Source organism: Streptomyces rimosus subsp. rimosus (assembly GCF_000720725.1).
Classification (GTDB): domain Bacteria; phylum Actinomycetota; class Actinomycetes; order Streptomycetales; family Streptomycetaceae; genus Streptomyces; species Streptomyces rimosus_A.
Window position 1 is genome coordinate 1 of sequence record NZ_JOCQ01000082.1, and the last position, 21,035, is coordinate 21,035.

Annotated in this window: 16 protein-coding genes, 1 tRNA gene and 1 pseudogene; 5 read left to right on the forward strand and 13 right to left on the reverse strand. The window is 71.5% G+C overall.

Going from position 1 to position 21,035, the window contains the following annotated elements:
- Positions 1-453 precede the first annotated feature (453 nt).
- A pseudogene (locus tag IH45_RS0131575) lies at positions 454-1,341 on the forward strand (chitinase); the annotation flags it as partial.
- A 114-nt stretch (positions 1,342-1,455) separates the two neighbouring features.
- On the opposite strand, the gene IH45_RS0131580 reads toward IH45_RS0131575, so the two are convergent.
- The 4 genes from IH45_RS0131580 to IH45_RS0131595 all read right to left on the reverse strand — a co-directional run bounded on the left by IH45_RS0131580 (position 1,456) and on the right by IH45_RS0131595 (position 6,361).
- Positions 1,456-2,910: a GH1 family beta-glucosidase gene (locus IH45_RS0131580; protein WP_030676364.1), complete on the reverse strand. Its 1,455-nt coding sequence runs from the start codon at positions 2,908-2,910 to the stop codon at positions 1,456-1,458.
- Positions 2,911-3,124: 214 nt separating this feature from the next.
- A complete protein-coding gene (locus IH45_RS0131585; protein WP_030676367.1) occupies positions 3,125-3,967 on the reverse strand; it encodes a carbohydrate ABC transporter permease in 843 nt (280 codons plus the stop codon).
- 9 nt (positions 3,968-3,976) lie between these two features.
- The gene (locus IH45_RS0131590; RefSeq protein ID WP_032918708.1) at positions 3,977-5,026 is read right to left on the reverse strand and encodes a carbohydrate ABC transporter permease; all 1,050 of its coding nucleotides are present in this window, start codon (positions 5,024-5,026) and stop codon (positions 3,977-3,979) included.
- Between the two features lie 3 nt (positions 5,027-5,029).
- On the reverse strand, positions 5,030-6,361 hold the full coding sequence (locus IH45_RS0131595) for an ABC transporter substrate-binding protein (protein WP_030676373.1): 1,332 nt from the start codon (positions 6,359-6,361) through the stop codon (positions 5,030-5,032).
- A gap of 190 nt (positions 6,362-6,551) precedes the next feature.
- Between IH45_RS0131595 and IH45_RS0131600 the strand changes: the two genes are divergently transcribed.
- On the forward strand, positions 6,552-7,622 hold the full coding sequence (locus IH45_RS0131600; RefSeq protein WP_030676376.1) for a LacI family DNA-binding transcriptional regulator: 1,071 nt from the start codon (positions 6,552-6,554) through the stop codon (positions 7,620-7,622).
- Between the two features lie 143 nt (positions 7,623-7,765).
- On the opposite strand, the gene IH45_RS0131605 is transcribed toward IH45_RS0131600, so the two are convergent.
- The 3 genes from IH45_RS0131605 to IH45_RS0131615 form a co-directional block, all read right to left on the reverse strand.
- The gene (locus IH45_RS0131605; protein ID WP_078897866.1) at positions 7,766-9,190 is read right to left on the reverse strand and encodes a glycoside hydrolase family 6 protein; all 1,425 of its coding nucleotides are present in this window, start codon (positions 9,188-9,190) and stop codon (positions 7,766-7,768) included.
- Positions 9,191-9,248: 58 nt separating this feature from the next.
- Positions 9,249-10,397 (reverse strand): glycoside hydrolase family 5 protein, encoded by a 1,149-nt coding sequence (locus tag IH45_RS0131610; protein WP_032918710.1) that lies wholly within the window; start codon positions 10,395-10,397, stop codon positions 9,249-9,251.
- A gap of 272 nt (positions 10,398-10,669) precedes the next feature.
- Positions 10,670-11,644: an AraC family transcriptional regulator gene (locus IH45_RS0131615; protein ID WP_030676384.1), complete on the reverse strand. Its 975-nt coding sequence runs from the start codon at positions 11,642-11,644 to the stop codon at positions 10,670-10,672.
- Positions 11,645-11,768: 124 nt separating this feature from the next.
- Here IH45_RS0131615 and IH45_RS0131620 point away from each other — a divergent pair, with 124 nt between their 5' ends.
- Entirely contained in the window at positions 11,769-12,419 is a 651-nt protein-coding gene (locus tag IH45_RS0131620) for an NAD(P)-dependent oxidoreductase (protein WP_030676387.1), read from the forward strand.
- Between the two features lie 155 nt (positions 12,420-12,574).
- Here IH45_RS0131620 and IH45_RS0131625 read toward each other — a convergent pair.
- From IH45_RS0131625 to IH45_RS0131640, 4 genes are all read right to left on the reverse strand, one after another.
- A tRNA-His gene (locus IH45_RS0131625) sits at positions 12,575-12,650 on the reverse strand.
- A gap of 107 nt (positions 12,651-12,757) precedes the next feature.
- Positions 12,758-13,366: an oligoribonuclease gene (gene orn, locus IH45_RS0131630; RefSeq protein WP_030676390.1), complete on the reverse strand. Its 609-nt coding sequence runs from the start codon at positions 13,364-13,366 to the stop codon at positions 12,758-12,760.
- A 5-nt stretch (positions 13,367-13,371) separates the two neighbouring features.
- Positions 13,372-14,892: a GlxA family transcriptional regulator gene (locus IH45_RS0131635; protein WP_030676393.1), complete on the reverse strand. Its 1,521-nt coding sequence runs from the start codon at positions 14,890-14,892 to the stop codon at positions 13,372-13,374.
- A gap of 348 nt (positions 14,893-15,240) precedes the next feature.
- Positions 15,241-15,546, reverse strand: coding sequence for a hypothetical protein (locus IH45_RS0131640; RefSeq protein WP_003983274.1), 306 nt, complete (start codon positions 15,544-15,546; stop codon positions 15,241-15,243).
- Positions 15,547-15,935: 389 nt separating this feature from the next.
- Between IH45_RS0131640 and IH45_RS0131645 the strand changes: the two genes are divergently transcribed.
- Positions 15,936-16,457, forward strand: a complete 522-nt coding sequence (locus IH45_RS0131645) for a universal stress protein (RefSeq protein ID WP_030676396.1) — start codon at positions 15,936-15,938, stop codon at positions 16,455-16,457.
- 584 nt (positions 16,458-17,041) lie between these two features.
- On the opposite strand, the gene glmS is transcribed toward IH45_RS0131645, so the two are convergent.
- Both glmS and IH45_RS0131655 read right to left on the reverse strand, forming a co-directional pair.
- A complete protein-coding gene (gene glmS, locus IH45_RS0131650) occupies positions 17,042-18,871 on the reverse strand; it encodes a glutamine--fructose-6-phosphate transaminase (isomerizing) (protein ID WP_030676399.1) in 1,830 nt (609 codons plus the stop codon).
- A gap of 71 nt (positions 18,872-18,942) precedes the next feature.
- Positions 18,943-19,218, reverse strand: coding sequence for a hypothetical protein (locus IH45_RS0131655; protein ID WP_030676402.1), 276 nt, complete (start codon positions 19,216-19,218; stop codon positions 18,943-18,945).
- Between the two features lie 145 nt (positions 19,219-19,363).
- Here IH45_RS0131655 and IH45_RS0131660 point away from each other — a divergent pair, with 145 nt between their 5' ends.
- Positions 19,364-21,031: a beta-N-acetylhexosaminidase gene (locus IH45_RS0131660; protein ID WP_394298724.1), complete on the forward strand. Its 1,668-nt coding sequence runs from the start codon at positions 19,364-19,366 to the stop codon at positions 21,029-21,031.
- Positions 21,032-21,035 lie beyond the last annotated feature (4 nt).

The following is a 21,035-nucleotide window of genomic DNA, read 5'->3' on the forward strand; positions in this document are numbered from 1 at the left end:
CGCCTGGGCCGCTCGCGGGGGCGCCGGGCGGCGGGGCGTCCGGGCGGCCACGGCGGGGAGTGAGGGGCCGGGGCGCGGCGGTCGCACGCCCGGACCGGACCGGAGCCCGGACTGTTCGGCACCTGATCAGCTTCCGCGCTTAACCGCTCCCTTTCGGTCCCTTAAGAGCGCCATAAGGCTTCCATCTGCCGCGCCCTAACCGGCATTTGTCCGTTTCCTGATCGCTAGCGTGCGGGACGCACCACAGCACCACCGCACCTCCGTCCCCCCCCATGACGAACAGGCAGGCACGACATGAGTTCCTCGGCACACCGCCGTCGTAAGAGCCGCAAGGCCAAGCTGATCGGTACGGTCGCGGCGGCCGCGCTGGCGGCGGGCGGCGGCTTCGCGGTCGCCGGTTCGGCGCTGGCCACCAAGGCCCCGGAGGCCGGCGTCGCGGCCAAGGCGGCCGTCGCCTTCTCGCCGTACGTCGACACGTCCCTGTACCCCCCGTACGACATGGCCGACACCGTGAAGAAGACCGGTGTGAAGACCTTCAACCTGGCCTTCGTCACGTCCGGCGGCGGCTGCACCCCGAAGTGGGGCGGTTCCGGCGCGCTCGGCGACGACGCGGTGGCCAAGCAGATCCCCGCACTGCGCAAGGCCGGCGGCGACGTACGGGTCTCCTTCGGCGGCGCCAACGGCTCCGAGCTGGGCCTGGCCTGCAAGTCCGTGAACGAGCTGACCGCCGCGTACGGCCAGGTCGTCGACCGGTTCGCGCTCAAGAAGGTCGACTTCGACATCGAAGGCGGCGCCCTGCCGGACGCCGCCGCCAACACCCGCCGGGCGCAGGCCATCGCGCAGCTCCAGAAGAAGCACCCGGGCCTGGACGTCTCCTTCACGCTGCCGGTCATGCCCGAGGGCCTGACGCAGGACGGCGTGAACCTGGTCGCCGACGCCAAGAAGAACGGCGTGAAGATCTCCGCCGTCAACATCATGGCGATGGACTACGGCGCCTCCTATGACGGCGACATGGGCAAGTACGCCATCCAGGCCGCCACCGCCACCCAGGGCCAGCTCAAGAAGACGCTCGGCCTCGGTGACGCGGCCGCCTGGAAGGCCGTCGCCGTGACCCCGATGATCGGCGTCAACGACGTGCAGAAGGAGATTTTCAAGGTCGAGGACGCCAAGGAACTGGTCACGTTCGCTCAGTCCAAGCACCTCGCCTGGCTGTCGATGTGGTCCTCGACGCGGGACAAGGCGTGCCCGGGCGGCCCGCAGAACTCCGCGCAGCCGACGTGCAGTTCGATCGACCAGGGCCCGCTCGACTTCACCAAGGCGTTCGGCGCCTACCGGGGCTGACGGGCACGTACCAGGGCTGACGGGCACCACCGAGCCACCCCCCGGGCGGGACACAGCGGCCACCCCCCACCGCTGTGTCCCGCCACCCTCATGGCCCGGCCGGCCTCGCCGCGCTTATGGAGCGGCCACTCCGGTACTCAGAGCGGGCAGTTCGTTGGTGCGCGCCACGTTCGCGTACCAGTGGCCGCTCGCCTTGGGCGTACGGGCCTGGGTCGTGAAGTCCACGTACACCGCCCCGAAACGCTTGCTGTAGCCGTAGGCCCACTCGAAGTTGTCCATCAGCGACCACAGGAAGTAGCCGCGCAGATCGGCGCCGTCGGCCAGGGCGCGGTGCGCGGCGGCGAGATGGCCGTGCAGGTAGGCGATGCGCTCCGGGTCGTGCACCGCGCCCTCGGCGTCCGGCCGGTCCTCGTACGCCGCTCCGTTCTCCGTGATGAACAGGGGCAGGCCGGGAGCCTCCCGGTGCATCCGCATGAGCAGGTCGTACAGCCCGGTCGGATCGACGGACCAGCCCATCGCCGTCCGGTCGCCCGGCGGCTGGTGGAAGGCCACCCGCTCGGCGCCCGGCCAGGGCGGGCGGGCGCCCGCGCCGTGGCCGTCGTGCCGCGGCGGCGGGGCGTTGTCAGTGCCGGCTGATACCACTGTGGGTGTGTAGTAGTTGATGCCCAGCGCGTCGAGGGGGTGCTTGATGACGGTGAGGTCACCATCGCGGACGAAGCTCCAGTCGGTGAGGTGCGCGGTGTCCGCGAGGAGATCGGCGGGGTACGCGCCGCGCAGCAGGGGCCCGGTGAAGATACGCGTCGCCAGCGCGTCGATCCGCCGCTGAGCGTCCAGGTCCTCGGGGGTACGGGAACGGGCGCGCACGGCCGCCGGGTTGAGGCTGACCATGACCTGGCCACGGGCGGGCAGCGCGGCGCGCAGCGCCTGGGCGGCGAGCCCGTGCCCGAGGTTGAGGTGGTGCGCGGCGCGCAGCGCGGCCACCGGGTCGCTGCGGCCGGGCGCGTGCACCCCTGATCCGTATCCGAGGAACGCGCTGCACCACGGTTCGTTGAGGGTGGTCCACCACTCGACGCGGTCGCCGAGCGCCTCCGCCACGATCGCCGCGTAGTCGGCGAAGCGCTGTGCGGTGTCCCGGTGCGGCCAGCCGCCCCCGGAGGCGGAGCCGCCGTGGATGTCGGCCTCCAGCTCCTGCGGCAGATCCCAGTGGTAGAGCGTGAGCACCGGCCGGATGCCGTGGGCGAGCAGGTCGTCGACGAGCCGGCGGTAGAAGTCGAGCCCGCGCTGAACGGCGGGCCCGCGGCCGGTCGGCTGTACCCGCGACCAGGAGACGGAGAAGCGGTAGGCACCGAGCCCGAGGGCTGCCATCAGCTCCACGTCCTCGTGGCGGCGGTGGAAGTGGTCGACGGCGACGTCACCGGTGTCGCCGCCGGCGACCTTGCCGGGCGTGTGGCTGAAGGTGTCCCAGATCGACGGGGTGCGGCCGCCCTCCCGGGCGGCGCCCTCGACCTGGTAGGCGGCGGTGGCCGAACCCCAGAGGAAACCGGGCGGAAAACGAAGGGGGCAGGACATGGCGGTACTCCCGTTCACGAAGGCGCGGCGCATGGCACGGGCCGTGCGGAGCGCGTGGCGCGAGTGGTGCGTGCGGTGCGGGTGGTGCAAGCGGTTTGCGGGGGCGGCCCGGACCGTACGGCGATATGTACGCCGATACGTACGCCGCTGTGTGCGGAGATCCGTACGGCGTCTCGCACGGGCCGTAGGGCACGGGGCGGGGGCGGATCACCGGTCAGCCCTTGACCGCGCCCTGCATGATCCCCCCGACGATCTGCTTGCCGAACAGGACGAACGCGACGAGCAGCGGCAGCGTGCCGAGCAGCGCGCCCGCCATGATCACGGACTGGTCGGGGATGAAGCCGCGGCCCAGGCCGGTGAGCGCGACCTGCACGGTCGGGCTGCCGTTCTGGGTGAGCGCGATGATCGGCCAGAAGAAGTCGTTCCACGCCTGGACGAAGGTGAGCAGGCCCAGGACGGCCATCGCCGGACGGGCGGCCGGGAAGACGACGTGCCACACGACGCGCCAGCTGTTCGCGCCGTCCGTGCGCGCCGCCTCGACCAGCTCGGTGGGCAGCGCCTGGAGCAGGTACTGCCGCATGAAGAAGACGCCGAAGGCGCTGACCAGCGTGGGCAGGATGACGGCCTGGAGGTGGTCGGTCCACTCCAGCTCCGCGATGGTCATGAACAGCGGTACGACCCCGAGCTGCGGCGGCACCATCATCGTGCCGATCACGAGCAACAGCAGCAGCCGCTTCGCCCGGAAGCGCAGCTTGGCGAACGCGAACCCGGCCACGGTCGAGAAGAGGACCGTGCCCGCCGCGACCGTCGTGGCGACCACCGTGGTGTTCAGCAGCGCGGTGCCCATGTTGGCGTCGGTCCACGCCGTGCCCAGGTTCTTCAGCAGGTTCCCGCCGAACCAGAACGGCGGCGGCGTCTGGGCGAGCCGGGTGTTGTTGCGGGAGGCGGCGACGGCGGTCCACAGCAGCGGGAAGAGCGAGCCCGCGGTGAAAAGGATGAGCACCGCGTAGGTCACCTTGCCGCCGTGCAGCTGCCGGCCGGCGCGTCGGGCTGTCATGGCTCCTCCTCAGTCGTCCGACCGCAGCCGGCGGGCGATCAGCGCGTTGACCGCGGCGACGACCAGCAGGATCAGGAACATCGTCCAGGCGATGGCCGAGGCCCGGCCGAGATGGAGGTTCACCCACCCCTGCTCGTACAGATACAGCCCCAGCGTCTGGTACTGGTGATCCGCGCCGCCCGTGGCCCCGGCGCTGCCGCTGAACAGCAACGGCTCGCCGAACAGCTGCATGGCCCCGATCGTCGAGACGACGCAGGTGAACAGGATCGTCGGCCGCAGCGACGGCACGGTCACATACCGGAACTGCTGCCACCGCGAGGCTCCGTCGAGCGCCGCGGACTCGTACAGATCGTGCGGAATGGCCTGCATGGCGGCGAGGTAGATCAGCGCGTTGTAGCCCGTCCACCGCCAGATGACGATCGTGGAGACCGCCAGCTTGGCGCTCCAGGAGCCGTTCTCCCAGTCGAGGCCGTCGATGCCGACCGTGCTCAGCAGCCAGTTGACCAGTCCGTAGTCCCGCCCGAAGAGCAGCACGAACACGAGCGTCGCGGCGGCCACCGAGGTGGCGTAGGGCGTCAGCAGCGCGACCCGGAAGAACGTGGAGCCGCGCAGCCGGTAGTTGAGCAGATGCGCGATGCCCAGCGCCATCAGCAGCTGCGGAACGGTGGAGAGCACCCCGATGACGAAGGTGTTGCCCAGCGCGTTCCAAAAGAAGTCGTCGCCGAACAGCCGGGTGAAGTTGCGCAGCCCGGCCCACTCCATGTCGGTGGGCGCGGTCAGCTCCACCCGGTGCAGCGCGGCCCACCCCGTGTAGAGCAGGGGGAAGAGCCCGAAGGCGGCGAAGAAGAGGAAGAAGGGGGCGATGAAGGCGTACGGGCTCCAGCGCAGGTCCCGGCGGTAGCGGCGGCTGCGCCGCTCCCGGGCGCGGTCGGCGGCGAGACTGCCGGAGCCGCCTGCACGCCCGGGACCGGGGACGGTACCGGTCCGCCCGGAAGCGCGGGGGGACGCCGGAGCCGGTGCCGCGTCGGAGGGCGCGGAGCGAGGGGTTCGGCCGGCCACGGCTCACTGGTCCAGCGCGTTGTCGATCGACTCGACCGCGGCCCGCCAGCCCTGCTCCGGCGTCTTGCCCTGCTGGTCGACCTGGAGCACCCCGACATCGATGATGTTCTGGTTGACGGTGAGGTCCTTCGGGCCGAGCACCTGGTTCGGGATGCCTTCGGCCGCCGCGGCGAAGATCTTCCCGATCGGCGCGTCACCGAAGTACGGGTGCTTGGCGCCCGCCACCGCGGGCAGCCCGTACGCCGCCCGCGCGCTCGGGAAGCTGGCCTGCTTCGTGAAGAGCTTCGCCTGCTGTTCGGGCGCGGTCAGCCAGGCCGCCAGCTTGACCGCCTCGCTCTTGTGCCGCCCCGCTTCCGGTACGGCCAGGAAGGATCCGCCCCAGTTCCCCGGCTTCGGCGCGGCGGCCACGTCCCAGACGTCGCGGCCCTGGTCCCCGGACTTCTCCTTGATGTAGCCGAGCATCCACGGCGGGCAGGAGACGGTCGCGAAGCGGCCGTTGGCGAACGCCTGATCCCAGGACTTCTGGAACTGCTGGAGCCGGGCGGTCAGTTTGCCCGTCGCCGCCCGCATCGCCGCGTCCCAGGCCTGCCGTACCGACGGGCTGTCCTTGTAGACCAGCTTGCCGTCGCGGTCGTAGTAACGCTCGGCGCTGCTGGAGATCACCGCGTTGTAGACGCCGGAGGCGGAGTCCACGAAAGCCGTGCCCGCCGGGGCTTTGGCCTGGTAGCGCTCGCCCGCGTCGAGGTACTTCCCCCAGTCGCCCGCCCAGAGCGCGGCCACCGCGTTGCGGTCGGTGGGGAGCCCGGCCTTGGCGAAGAGGTCCTTGCGGTAGCAGACCGCCATCGGCCCGATGTCCGTTCCCAGGCCCACGGTCTTGCCGCTCTTGTCCGTCGCCTGCGCCCACTTCCAAGGGATGAAGTCGGCCCTTCGCACACCCGGCGCCTTCGAGAGGTCGACGAGCTTGCCCGCCTGCGTCGCGGTGACCTCGGCGATGTTGTTGACCTCGACCGCCTGGATGTCGGCCAGCCCGCTGCCCGTGCTCAGGTGGGTGAGCAGCTGCGGATAGTAGTTCTCGTTCCGTTCGATCGAGGTCTCTTTGATCCGGATGTCCGGGTGCAGCTTCATGTACGCGTCGTACAGCCCGGCCTGCTTGTATCCGAAGACGCCGAAGACACCGACCGTCAGGGTGGTCTTCCCGGCGTCCGCGCCCGGCGACCCGGCCGCGCCGGGCCGGTCGCTGTCCTCGGCGCAGCCGCCGAGCAGCCCGGCCCCGAGTACGGCGGCGGCCAGCAGGGCCACCGCTCGGTGCCGGCTTCCGCGAATCGTCGTGCGCATGGCGTCTCCTCCTGGTGCCCTGCCGACCGTGCGTGCGGGATGTGGCGTGTCCAGTACTGTGGGAGCGCTCCCAGACGTGATGAGGTGAAGGGTCGCCGTTCCACGGCGGGCGTGTCAAGGCATAGCGCTCCAACACCGGTGGCACGCCTCGTTGTTGAATGTACGGTCAGGGCGGCGGCGGGAGGCGGTCATGGCACCAGGCGGACGGCGCGGGGGCGGACGGCCCACGCTCGAAGAGGTCGCCGCGCGTGCGGGCGTCGGCCGCGGCACGGTCTCCCGGGTGATCAACGGCTCGCCCCGGGTCAGCGAACGCACCCGCACCCTGGTGCAGCAGGCCGTCGCCGACCTCGGCTACGTGCCCGACCGCGCCGCCCGCGCCCTGGCGGGCCACCGCGCCGACACGGTCGCCCTGGTCGTCCCGGAGGCCGAGACCCGGCTCTTCGCCGAACCGTACTTCTCCGGCATCATCCGCGGCGTCAGCGCCGGACTAGCCGACCACGACATGCAGTTGCTGCTGACCCTCATCCGCACGTCCAAGGAGCGGCGCCGCTTCGCCGACTACCTCGCGGCACACCGCGTGGACGGTGTGCTCCTGGTCTCGGTGCACGGCGACGACCCGCTGCCCGACCTGCTGGAACGGATGGCGATCCCGACCGTCCTCAACGGCCGTCGCTCGGCCGGGGAAACGGTCCCGTTCGTGGACTCCGACAACACCGGCGGCGCCCAGAGCGCGCTGGAACACCTCATCGGCCGCGGCCGGCGCCAGGTCGCCACCATCACTGGGCCGCCCGACATGTACGTGGCCCACTGCCGCCTCGACGGCTACCGCCGGGCCGTACGCGCCGCGGGCCACCCCGAGGACGCCGCACTCGTCGCGCAAGGCGACTTCACCGAGGAGGGCGGCCGGCGCGCCATGCGCGAACTCCTCGCCCGACGCCCAGAGCTGGACGCCGTCTTCTGCGCCTCGGACGTGATGGCCGCGGGCGCCCGGCAGGAACTGCGCGCGGCGGGCCGCCGTATCCCGGACGACGTGGCCCTGGTCGGCTTCGACGACTCCGCCATCGCCCGCCACATGGACCCCGCGCTGACCAGCGTGCGCCAGCCGATCGAGGAGATGGGGCGGGCGATGGCGCGCCTGCTGATGGAGCAGATCACCGGGGGCGCGGGCAGCGGCGTACCGGGCCCACGCGCCCCGGCGCCCCCGTCCGCCGCCGCCCGCCTCGTACTCCCGACGGAACTGGTGCGCCGGGCGTCATCGTGACAGCGACGCGGGGAGGGGCGGGGGGACGGGGATACGTACATCTCCGTACGCACCTGTACGCACCTGCGCACCCGCGCACCCGCGCACCCGCGCACCCCAATGCGTACGTCCCCGCCCCGCCCCACGCCGCCGGACGAGACTTCCTACAGCGCCGGATGCGCGTTCTTCAGCAGCTCACGGAACTGGGCCGGGAACCAGCGCCCGGACAGCGGCGCCCCGGGCAGCGCCCCCGAGCGGTGGTAGTTGTTGCGCGGATTGCCCTCATAGGTCGGATCGCACATCCGGTCGAAGCCCTTGCCCTCGTCGTTCGGGACCGCCGTACTCGACCCGTCCGACTCGCCCGGCGGCTTCATCCACACGTACGCGTCGATCCCCGCCGCCGGCGCCGCCTTCGGACGCTCGCCCAGCCCGGCACCGGCCTGGTTGCACCAGTTGCCGACGTGAAGACGGCGGTCGTACCGGCCGCCGTCCACGTACGCGTCCACGCTCGTGCGCGGCCCGGCGCCGGCGGGCCGCGCGCTGCCGCCCCAGCCGTTGCGTGAGGTGTCGATCAGCATGCCCACGTCCGGGCGGAACCCGGCCCGCACCGCCTCCTGCCGGAACGCCTGGGCGAACGACAGCTCGTCGGTGTAGCGGTTCCAGTCCACCCACTTCGACTCCCGCACCGACCGGCCCGCCACGGTGTCCGCGATCGCGAAGTTCTCCTCCTTGAGCGCGCTGTAGTTGGCGGTGTTGGTGATGAACCCGTGCACCTTGTCGACCGTGCTGCCCTCGGCCGTGGCCGCCTGGTGCAGCAGCCGGGCGGAGGCGCCGAAGTTGTCGTCCCAGCCGATCCAGCCGTGGTGCCCGGCGTCCACGTAGTTGTAGACGTTGGGGACCGCGCCGAGCTTGTTGAGCGCGTACCCGACGCCCCTGACGTAGTTGCCGTTGGCGAGCATGGCGTCGCACTGCGGGGTGGCGGTGGGGCGCCCGCCGGTGTTGGTGACGAGGTTGGGCAGCGAGTCGATCTCGATGGTCGTCACGATCCGCAGCGACGCGTACTTCGGGTCGGCGAGGACGGCCGCGATCGGGTCGATGTAGCGGCTCTTGTACGCGTCGATCTCCGTCGGGCCCAGCTCGCCGTTGGAGGCGAGCGCCGCGCAGTCCCGGCCGGGCAGGTTGTAGATCACCAGCTGGACGACGAACGGCCTGCCCGCCGCCTGGCGCAGGGCGGTGTCCAGGTGGCCGCGCAGCCCCATCGTGCCGCCGGTCCCGTTGATCGCCGCGATCCGGTCGAGCCAGACGCCGGTCGGCTGCCCGGCGACCTTGCCGCCGCCCGGCTCGGCCGCCGCCTTCGCCGACCACTCCGGGTTCACGTAGACCCCGGCGCCCGCGTACGGGTTGTCGACGCGCGCAGCCGACACCGCGTGGGCGGTGCCGTATACGGCACCGGTGGCTCCGGCGGCGACCAGCACCGCGCAGGCGGCGAGGGCGGCGGCGCGGGCGCGGCGGCGCCGCGCGGCACCTAAGCGTTCGGATGCGGGCCGGCCCCGTCGGCCTGCCGGAATCGGCTCAGTGATGCGTCTCATGAGCGGTTCTCCTCTCTCGGTACGGAAATCTCTCGGTGTGTACTGGGTACACTCCGGCTCACGCACGCGGGTTCAGCGCCCGCAGGCGGTCCCGCAGACCGACCCCGTACGCCGTCGGCGTCCCCCCGTAGTCCCGGATCAGCGCGGGCCCCGCGGAGCAGTCCCAGGTGTTCCAGGTCCAGCCCAGGTACGACGCCCCGCGGCCGTCCAGCCACCGCATGACGCGGTCGGTGAAGGCGTGGGCGCAGGTGTTCTCGCCGATCTCGCCCGCGACCAGGGGCACGCGGTCGGCGACCGGCCCCAGCGTGCGGGACCAGCAGCCCTCGTCGGCGCAGGCGTTGAAGTTGTACGCGTGCCAGGCGGCGGCCAGGTTGCCCGCCGGGTCCTTCGGCGCGTACGCGGTCCACCGGCCGAGGTCGTTGGCGTACGCCAGGCCGCCCACCAGGACGGGATTGCGGGCGCCGGCGGCCCGTACGGCGTCCACCAGCGTCTGCATCCCGGCGACCTCGTAGCCGATGCCGGGGCAGGTCCCGCCGTCCCGCCAGCAGGCCCACGCCCGCTCGGCGTCCGGCGTCGCCCGGTCCGGGTACGGCTCGTTGAACAGGTCGAAGACCACCTCGGGCGTGTTCTTGAAGGTGGCGGCGACCGAGGACCAGAAGGCGGGGGAGTAGCGCCGGTCCGGCATGGGTTTCTGGCAGCTCGCGTGCTCGTCGGCGCAGCCGGCCGAGGGGCCGGTGTAGCGGCCATGGCTCCAGTGCAGTTCGAGGACCGGCGTCAGGCCGTGGGCGGTCAGCCGCCGGACGTAGTCGCGGATCGCCGAGGTGTAGGCGGTGCCTCCGTACCGGGGGTCGATGTTGGGCGTGCCCAGCCAGCACTCCTCGTTGAGCGGGACGCGGACGGCGTTGGCCCGCCAGCCCGCGATGGCTGTGACGGACGCGTCGTCCGCCGGGCCGTCGAAGACGCCCCGGCCCTGTACGCACGCGAACTCGGCGCCGGAACGGTTCACCCCGAGCAGGCGGTGCGGCGCGCCGTCGCGGCCGACGAGGCGGTTGCCCGCGACGTGCAGCTGCGGCGCCGCCGCCACGGAGGCGGCGGCCGGTGCGGGAGCAGGCGGTGACGCGCCCGGCAGAGCGAGCAGCGCGGCCACCGCCAGGGCGTGAAGGCGTAAGCGCCGGCGTGCGAAGCCCGGCTCGTACGGTCTGCGCATGAGCGACTCCTCGGATGCGTACGCGGAGACCGCTCAAGCGGCCCGCGACGAATGGAATCGCTCCCACTGGTTCGTCGGAGGCTAGTGTCAACTCGGCATGGTTTACAACGCAGTTGCGGAATCTCCGCTCTCAACTGCGACGTCGGACGCGTCGCCCCGCCCCCTCTTGACGGCGTGCCCGTCCGCCCCAATCCTTGGGAGCGCTCCCACTGGTCCCCCTGAAACGCCTCCGCACCCCGGCCCGCGCATCCGGCCCCCCTCCGGATGCGCGGTCACGCCGGGCCGCGTACCTCCGTACGGAAGGAGATCGGCGTACTGCCCGTACGGTGCTGGAAGAACTTGGCGAAGTTCGCGGCGTCGGCGAAGCCGAGGCGGACGGCGATGCGGGCGGCGGTCTGGTCGCCGTGCGCCAGCAGCCGCTTGGCCTCCAGCACCACGCGGCGGTCGATGAACTCCTTGGCGCCCACGCCGGTGGCGGCGGCCGTCGCGCGCGAGAGGGTGCGGGGCGAGTAGCCGAGCTGCCGCGCGTAGTCCTCGACGCGGCGGCTGCGGGTGAAGCCGCGCTCCACCGCGTCGCGGAAGCGCAGGAACGTCTCGCCCGCCTCGCAGACGCCGCCCCCGTCCGGCGCCCGGCCCGCGCCTCCGTCCCGTACGGCCGCGCCGCGCCCGGCCCCGCCCCACGCCTCCCCGCCCCCGGCAGGCGCGGACAGCCGGGCGGCCCGCAGCACCAGTACGGCCAGCAGGTGCCGCAGCACCTCGATGTGCACCTCCAGAGGCAGCCCGCGCAGCGCCCCGAATTCCTGGTGGAGGTGACGCAGCGCACAGTCCACCGCCCGCGCCTGCTCGCCCTCCGGGTGGTGGACCGCCGGGCCGAACCAGTCCTCCAGACGGGCCGCGGCCGCCGTCGCCGGATCGAGGAAGCCGGATTCGAACAGCACCAGCCGGCCCTCTACCCCGGACAGGTCACCGAAGTGGTGCACCTGCCCGGGACGCACCCACATCCAGTCATTCACGGACAGCTCATACTTTCGGAAGTCCACCGTGTGCCGGAGCCGCCCCTCGTCCACCACGAGAAGATGGTGGAAGTCCGGGCGGTGCGGTACGGCGAGGGCGCAGGCGTCGGCGCGCCCGCGCAGCTCGGCGAGCGTCAGCACCTCCACCCCGGCGGGCCGCCCGGCCGGCGCCGTGAACGCGACCGCCGGGATGCTCTCCCCGGCCTCCTGGGCAGCGTGTCGTTTTTTCACCATCGATGGTCCCGTGCCTACCCCGGTATGTCCTACTAGCACCTCTAGCGTAGAAGACGTCAGCGCGGCTGATGACCGAAAAAGAAAAGCCACAGCAGGCCCCGGCAGGGGCACAGGGAGTACCGACATGTCCAAGATCGCCATTTTCGGAGCCAACGGCACCATCGGCAGCCGCGTCCTCGGCGAGGCGCTGCGCCGCGGCCACCAGGTCACCGCCGTCGTCCGCGACCCCGCGAAGGTCACCGAGACCGACCCGAAGCTGACCGTGGTCACCGGCGACATCCTCGACCCCGCCTCCGTCGCGTCCGTGGCCCAGGGCCAGGACGTGCTGGTCAGCGCGGTGGGCGGGGGCGACGGCCCGGGGCACATCGCGACGATCAAGCCCGCCGCCGAGTCCCTGGTCGCAGGCCTGCGCACCCTCGGCGAGGCCGCGCCCCGGCTGATCACCGTCGGCGGCGCCGGCTCGCTCCGTACGCCCGACGGCAAGCAGGTCTGGGACGCGCCGGGCCTGCCGGAGTTCCTGCTCCAGATCATGCACGCGCACGGCGACGCGCTGGACTTCTACCGCACCGTCACGGACGTGCGCTGGACCAACCTGAGCCCGGCCGCCCTGATCGAGCCCGGCGAGCGTACGGGCACCTACCGCACCGCCCTGGACGACCTGGTCGCCGACGCGGACGGCACCAGCCGGATCTCCGCCGAGGACTACGCCGTCGCCCTCCTGGACGAGGCCGAGAAGCCGCAGCACGTCGGAGAGCGCTTCACGGTCGGCTACTGAGCCCGCGGGGCGCGCGGGCCGCGCGGTGGCGCCGGCCCGCACCCCGGCGGCCGAAGCCGCCGCCCCGAAGCCACTGCCCCGAAGCTGCCGCTCCAACACCGCCGCTCCAACGACTAGGGCCCCCGGACGCTTTCACGTCCGGGGGCCCTACTCGTTGGGGTGAGTAACGGGACTTGAACCCGCGACATCCTGGACCACAACCAGGTGCTCTACCAGCTGAGCTATACCCACCATGACCGGTGCTGTGTGGTGTCTTGTTCCCCACCGGCTGAGAAAAAGTGTACAGGGTCTTCAGGGGTGCTCGCTCCCGGCTTCGGCTCAGCCGGGAGCGAGCTGCGTCACTCCTGGTCCGCGGGCAGCACGTGCCGCGCCGCGATCTCCTTCGCGGTCTCCGAGTCCGGGCCGGGCTGCGGCACGAAGACCGCCTCCCGGTAGTAGCGGAGTTCCGCGATGGATTCACGGATGTCCGCCAGCGCCCGGTGGTTCCCGTTCTTCTCCGGACTGTTGAAGTACGCCCTCGGATACCAGCGCCGGGCCAGCTCCTTCACGGACGACACATCCACGATCCGGTAGTGCAGGTGGCTCTCCAGCTCCGGCATGTCGCGGAGCAGGAAGCCCCGGTCGGTGCCGACGGAGTTGCCGCACAGCGGTGCCCGGCCGGGTTCCGGTACGTGCTGCTTGATGTACTGGAGCACCTGTTCCTGTGCGTCCTCCAGGGTGGTGCCGCTGTCCAGCTCGGCCAGCAGCCCGGAGGAGGTGTGCATCTGGCGCACGACCTCGGGCATGGTGGTCAGGGCCTCGGCCGGGGGGCGGATCACGATGTCCACCCCGTCGCCCAGGACATTCAGCTCCGAGTCGGTGACCAGGGCGGCCACCTCGATGAGCGCGTCGTTCGCCAGCGAGAGCCCGGTCATCTCGCAGTCGATCCACACCATGCGATCGTTCATACGTCTCACCCTACGGGGCGCTCCCGCTGGCTGGGCAGCACCGGGCGGCCGCCGGGCCGTCCGGCGGACTGTTCCGGAACCCGCGGCGAGTAAGCGTCGGATTCCGGTTTGCCCTGCTCAGTCGGCGCGAGCGCCGTCGCCTGGCTGTGCACCGGCTGGGTGTGGCCCGCCGTACTGTGCCCCGGCTGGCCGCCCGGCCCGTGCCCGCCCTGACCGCCGAGCCCGCCCTGACCGCCGAGCCCGCCCTGGCCGCCGTGCCCGCCCGGCGTGTGACCGCCTTGCGGGTGACCGCCCGGACCGTGCCCGCCCTGGGGGTGGCCCTGCGTATGACCGCCGGGACCGAGCCCCCCTTGCGCGTGCGACGCCTGGCTGTGGTGCAGCTGGCCGTGCCCCCCTTGCAGGTGGCCCACCGCCGCGGCGGCGAACCGGTCCGCACCGGCACCCGGGCGCTCACCACGCTCCGGCCGGTCCGCCCGGCCGCCCTGCTCGGGCACCCCGTTCTGCGGCCGGCGCGCGCGGTACGCCGCGCGGTAGGCCGCGGGCGAGGCGCCCAACTGCCGCCGGAAGTGGCCGCGCAAGGCGACCGGCGACCGGAAGCCGCAGCGTCCGGCGACCTCGTCCACGGAGTAGTCCGAGGTCTCCAGCAGCCGCTGCGCCTGCAGGACGCGCTGGGTGATCAGCCACTGCAGCGGCGCGCTCCCGGTCAGGGACCGGAACCGGCGGTCGAAGGTACGGCGGCTCATGTACGCGCGGGCCGCCAGCGTCTCCACGTCGAACTGCTCGTGGAGGTGCTCCAGCGCCCAGGCCACGACCTCGGCGAGCGGGTCCGCGCCGATCTCCTCCGGTAATGACCTGTCCAGGTACCTCTGGTGCCCCAGGTCCGACGCGGTGCGCCGGGGCGGGACCACCAGCCGCCGGGCGAGCGCGTTGGCCGCGTCCGCCCCGTGGTCGGTACGGACGATGTGCAGGCACAGGTCGATGCCGGCGGCGGTCCCCGCGGAGGTCAGCACGTCGCCGTCGTCGACGAAGAGCTCGCGGGGATCGACATGGACGGACGGATAACGCTTGGCGAGCGTCGGCGCGTACATCCAGTGGGTGGTCGCGGGCCTGCCGTCGAGGAGCCCTGCGGCGGCGAGCACGAAGGCCCCCGTGCAGAGCCCGACGATGCGGGCCCCTTCTTCGTGCGCCCGGCGCAGCGCGTCCAGCGCGGCCGGTGGTGGTGCCTGTGTGATGGACCGCCAGGCCGGTACGACGACCGTGCCCGCGCGGGCGATCGCCTCCAGCCCGTAGGGGGCCGAAAGTTCGAGCCCCCCGGTGGTGCGCAAAGGCGCGTCTTCGCCCGCGCACACAAGTAGTCGGTACCGCGGAACACCCGCGTCCTGGCGGTCGATGCCGAAGACCGAGAGCGGAATGGAGCTCTCGAAAATCGGGCCGCCACTGAAGAGGAGCACCGCGACTATTTCGCGGCGTCGTCGGGCGGCGAGCTTGCGTGCGGCATCTGGTACGGCAGCGGAGTCCTGGCTCATGGCACTTAAGCCCCCCTCGGTCGTCTCGCCCTCTCGGTCCTGCACTGTTCCCCCGCCGTGATTGCCAAGATCGAATCTACTGCGTCCCGTGAGGATGGAGTGCCAAGTTCACCACCCGCTCGTATGTCGACATGGCAACTTGGCGCGAAGCATTCGATCACGAAGCGTTCCACTCGTCGGGCCTGCTGGGAAGTACGCCTCCCGCCTCTGCCCGTAAGCCGTAGGGCACAACCATGCCCGGCGGTCCTTTCCTCCCAGCTCAGGCCCAGGTTGCGGGTCACTTTCGCCAAGGGATGCACTTCAACCCGAAGTTGGCCGAAAACGACCCTGGGCAGGCTTGCGAGCGCGTCATTCCTCCGGCGTACGCCCGTCGGAGCGCCTCCCGCCCCGGTGGGCTCCGGTGCCGGTACGGCTGTGCCGGCCGCGGTGCGGGGCGATCTCGTCCGAGGACGGCCGGGCCGCGGTGCGCTCGGACTGGCGCAGCAGCGCCCGGCACGCACAGGTCACCGTCGCCAGCCCCACGGCGGCCCCGGCGGCGCCGGCGGCGGACGCGCCGCACAGTACGAGGACGAGCGGGACCAGGGCGCAGCTGAACGCCGCCCAGCGGACGAGATCGCTCACCGGATCGGCTGATGTGTTCGACGGACCGGGCACGGTGTACTCCCTCCAGGCAGGCAGGTACTACAACGGCCGCGGGGCCCGTGAGTCACCGCGAGGGGTACGTACGGGGGCAGGCCGGGGCATTGCCATCCGGCCCACGCTCCGGCATGCTCCGGGGAACGTTCGAGGGGCACCCCGCCCCGTGTGGCCGCGGGGGTCCACCCCCGTCACCGGAGTCCGCCGTCCGCGCCGGGCCCTGTGCAGCGGGGGGCCGGCGCCGTACTCTTGGGGTAAGACATTGGGAAGATGATTCCCGGTCGTGTTGTTCCCCTTTGAACTATGGGGCCGACCTCTCGATCAAGCCAGCTCAGTCAACTGCCGGATCAAGTCAATCGCCGCTCCCCGTCCGCCCCTCCGCAAGGACCTCCTTCGCCGAGACAGCCATGGCCGGTCACGAAATCCCCGAACCCGCGGACCGCAAGCAGGTCGCCGATCCGATGGCGGACCTCCGAGCGGCGGAAGAGACACGTCATTCCTGCGATCCCGCCTTCCGGCACGGTGTCGTGGTCGGCTTCGACGGCTCGATGTCGAGTGAGCGGGCGTTGGCGTATGCAATCGGTATGGCGCGGCGTTCGGCGTCCGGCCTGATCATCGTCCACGTGGCCAACCGGCTGCCCACGACGGTCTGGGCCGGCTGCGAGCCCCCGGTCTTCGTGGACGTGCCGGACCATCGTACGGAAGTCCTGGGCCTGGAGCTGGCCTGCGCCGACCATCTGGCGGAGATCCCCTGGATCCTCGTGGAACGCGGTGGCGACATCTGCCACGAGCTGGAGGAGGTCGGGCAGGAGTACGAGGCCGACGCGATCGTGGTCGGCTCGACGCACGGCATCGTGGGCCGGATCTTCGGCTCGGTGGCGGGCCGGCTGGCCCGGCGGGCGCAGCGGCCCGTGGTCGTCATCCCCTGACCGGACGCCCGTATACCGCGCCCCGCCCGGCCTGTGCGCTCCGTGTCCGTACGGCTTGCGCGTCGCACCTGCCCCCGTGTGCGCACCACCTCATGAGGCGTGAGGTGAGGGAGCGTCACCAGCCGCGTGTCCACGGAGAATCGGCATATCTACTGGCCCGTAGAGGTGGATTGCGGGGTTGTGGAGGGTAGAAATCCGATCAAGTGGGACGCGAACGGAACGTGAACGGCCAGGCGGCCGCCGCGTCACCGACCGCCCCCGAGAACGCCCGTCAAGAACGTGCTGCCGCCCGGGAGGTGACGGTTCCCGGGAGGGCGGCCACCGCCGGCGTAAGGGCGACGCCGGCAACAGGGGAGGCGGGGCCCCGCGCGTATGGTGGCACGCGCGGGGCACCTGCCTCCCGCCCCCTCGCAAGGACGCGTCGTCCGTCCGGGCGGCCCCCCGTAGGCCGCCCGTCCCCCGGACGAACGCCCGTGACCGCGGAGGTGGACAGGACCCCCGCGGTCCGTCGGGCGACTGCTCGCCCGAGCGAGCCCCCGCCCAGGGCGACCACCGCCCATGGACGACCGCTCGCCGTCGATTGCCTACTCGACCGTGACCGACTTCGCCAGGTTGCGCGGCTTGTCGATGTCCCGGCCCATGGCCAGGGCCACGTGGTAGGCCAGCAGCTGGAGCGGAATACCCATCAGGATCGGGTCCAGCTCGTTCTCGTTCTTCGGCACGACGATCGTGTGGTCGGCCTTGTCCTGCTTCTCGTGCGCGACGGCCAGGATGCGGCCGCTGCGGGCCTTGATCTCCTCCATCGCGGCGCGGTTCTTCTCCAGCAGGTCGTCGCTCGGGACGATCGCCACGGTCGGCATGGCGGGCTCGATGAGCGCCAGCGGGCCGTGCTTGAGCTCGGACGCCGGGTACGCCTCGGCGTGGATGTAGGAGATCTCCTTGAGCTTGAGGGAGGCCTCGCGGGCGACGGGGTAGCCGCGGACCCGGCCGATGAACATCATCGACTTGGCGTCGGCGTACTCGGCCGCCAGCTTCTTGACCTCGTCCTCCTGCTCCAGGATCTCCTGGATCTGGCCGGGCAGCTTGCGCAGGCCCTCGATGATCCGCTTGCCGTCGGCGACGGACAGGTCGCGGATACGGCCCAGGTGCAGCGCGAGCAGGCCGAAGGCGACCACGGTGTTGGTGAAGCACTTGGTGGAGACCACGCAGACCTCGGGGCCCGCGTGCACGTACACGCCGCCGTGGGTCTCCCGGGCGATCGCCGAGCCGACCACGTTCACCACGCCCAGGACGCGCGCGCCCTTGCGCTTGAGCTCCTGCACGGCGGCCAGCACGTCGTAGGTCTCACCGGACTGGGAGACCGCGATGTACAGGGTGTCGGGGTCCACGACCGGGTTGCGGTAGCGGAACTCGGAGGCCGGCTCGGCGTCCGAGGGGATGCGGGCCAGCTCCTCGATCATCTGCGCGCCGATCTGGCCCGCGTGGTACGAGGTGCCGCAGCCCAGGATCTTCACCCGGCGGATGGCGCGCGCTTCGCGGGGGTCGAGGTTCAGGCCGCCCAGGTGCACGGTGGAGAAGCGGTCGTCGATCCGCCCGCGCAGCACGCGGTCCACCGCGTCGGCCTGCTCGCAGATCTCCTTGTGCATGTACGTGTCGTGGCCGCCCATGTCGTACGACTCGGCCTCCCACTCCACCGTGGTCGGCTGCGCGGAGGTGTGCGAGCCCTCGGTGGTGTAGGTGCGGTAGTCGTCGGCCTTGATGGTGGCCATCTCACCGTCGTCGAGGGTGACGACCTGGCGGGTGTGCGAGACCAGCGCGGCGACGTCGGAGGAGACGAACATCTCCTTCTCGCCGATGCCCAGGACGACCGGCGAGCCGTTGCGGGCGACGACGATGCGCTCGGGGAAGTCGGCGTGCAGCACGGCGATGCCGTACGTGCCCTCGATGACCCGCAGGGCCTCGCGGACCTGCTCCTCCAGGGTCGGCGCCTGGGAGCGGCCGATCAGGTGGGCCAGCACCTCGGTGTCGGTCTCCGAGACGAACTCCACGCCGTCCGCGGTGAGCTTGGCGCGCAGCTCGTCGGCGTTGTCGATGATGCCGTTGTGGACGACGGCGACCTTGCCCTCGGTGTCCACGTGCGGGTGCGCGTTCTCGTCGGTCGGCGCGCCGTGGGTGGCCCAGCGGGTGTGCGCGATGCCGGCGGTACCCGCGAAGCGCTTGGGCAGGCGGGACTCCAGCTCGCGGACGCGGCCCTTGGCCTTGGCGGTCTTCAGGCCGCCCGCGGCCTTGCCGGTGCCCTTGGCGTGGATGGCGATACCGGCGGAGTCGTAGCCGCGGTACTCCAGGCGCTGCAGTCCTTCCAGGAGCAGCGGAGCCACGTCCCGCTTACCGATGTAGCCGACGATCCCGCACATGAAGTGACCCCTTCGGTCAGGCAGTTGGACAGGTGGCACGCGATGCGGCACGTGCCGGGTGCTCGGCCGGGTCAGCCGTAGACGAGGCGGCGCAGCTGGCGCGCCGAGAGGGTGGGCGGGCACACCGCGCGGTGCGGCAGCTCCTGCCCGATCCGTTCGAAGATCGCCTCGTTGCGCAGTCCCTGCGACTGCAGCTCCCGGTGGCGTCTGCGGACGTAGTCCTCGGTCGTCTCGTCGAAGTACGCGAGGACGTCGAGCACCACCCGGGCGGCCTCACCGCGCTGTAGCGGCGTGCTGCGCACCAGGTGGTCGATGAGGTCCTCATGAGGCGAACGGCGATCGAGCACCCGATGAATACTGATGGGTCGCCCCGCTGGATGCAAGAAATCTGCCCGATATCGGGCAAGCGACACGCCGGATGGCGCCAGACGTGGTCCGCACCTTGACCATCAGAGAGGTCAGCGGTACTCAATGTTGACGTTCGGTTGCTCCATGCACGCACGACCACGCACGGCCCCGCACGACGAGCCCACCGAAGGGAACCTCGTGAGACGACGCAGACTGTTCTGCTCGCTGCTGCTGGTCGCGGCGGCCGGCCTGTCCACGGCCGGGGCGCGGCCCGCGGACGGCCATGCCGGCCAGGCCGCCCGCCACGCCAAGCCCATAGCCCTCGACCAGGTCATCCCGGCGCCCGCCTCCGTCAGACCCGGTAAGGACCCCTACACCCTCGGTGACCGGACGCAGATCCGGGTGCCCGGCGCGTCGGGCGAGGTCCGGCGGGTGGCCGGCTACCTGGCCGACGTGCTGCGCCCGTCCACCGGCTACCCCCTGCCCGTCACCGGCAAGGACGGCCGGGACGGCATCGTGCTGCGGCTCGGCGGCAAGGACACCAGGAAGCTGGGCGCCGAGGGCTACCGCCTGACCTCCACCCGGCACGCCGTCACGATCACCGCGGCCCGGCCCGCCGGGCTCTTCCACGGCGTACAGACGCTGCGCCAGCTGCTGCCGCCGTCCGTCGAGAAGCGCAGCGCGCAGCACAGCCCCTGGAAGGTCGCGGGCGGCACCATCACCGACACCCCGCGCTACGGCTACCGCGGCGGGATGATCGATGTCGGTCGGCACTTCTTCACCGTCGACCAGCTGAAGCGTTACATCGATCAGCTGGCGCTGTACAAGTACAACAAGCTGCATCTGCACCTCACCGACGACCAGGGCTGGCGGCTGCAGATCAACTCCTGGCCGCGGCTCGCCACCTACGGCGGCAGCACCCAGGTCGGCGGCGGCCCGGGCGGCTACTACACCAAGGCCCAGTACCGCGAGATCCTGCGGTACGCCGCCAGCCGCTACATGGAGGTCATCCCCGAGATCGACACCCCGGGGCACACCCAGGCCGCGCTCGCCTCGTACGCCAAGCTCAACTGCAACAACGTCGCGCCTCCGATCTACACCGGCGTCGAGGTCGGCTTCAGCTCGCTGTGCGTGCCCAAGAAGGTGACGTACGAGTTCCTGGACGACGTCTTCCGCGAGACCGCGGCGCTGACCCCGGGCCCGTACCTGCACATCGGCGGTGACGAGGCCTACTCCACCAGCCACGCCGACTACGTGACCTTCATGAACAAGGTCCAGCCGCTGGTGACCAAGTACAAGAAGCGGGTCATAGGGTGGCACCAGATGACCGCCGTGACCCCGGCCAAGGGCGCCGCGGTGCAGTACTGGGGCTACGACAAGACGCCCGCCAAGGAGCGGGAGCAGGTCGCGGCGGCGGCCCGGAAGGGCGCCGGGCTGATCCTGTCGCCGGCCGACCGCTCGTACCTCGACATGAAGTACACCAAGGACACCAAGCTGGGTAAGGCGTGGGCCGGGTACGTCGAGGTCCAGCGGTCCTACGACTGGGACCCCGCGACGTACCTGAAGGGAGCGCCGCAGAAGTCGATCATGGGTGTCGAGGCGCCGATCTGGACGGAGACCCTCTCCACCAACCGGCACCTGGACTACATGACCTTCCCGCGGATGCCCGGCATCGCCGAGCTGGGCTGGTCGCCGAGGTCCACCCACGACTGGGACACCTACAAGTACCGGCTGGCCGCCCAGGCGCCCCGCTGGGAGGCCATGGGCTTCGACTACTACAGGTCCCCGCAGGTGCCGTGGGGAAAGAAGTGATCTG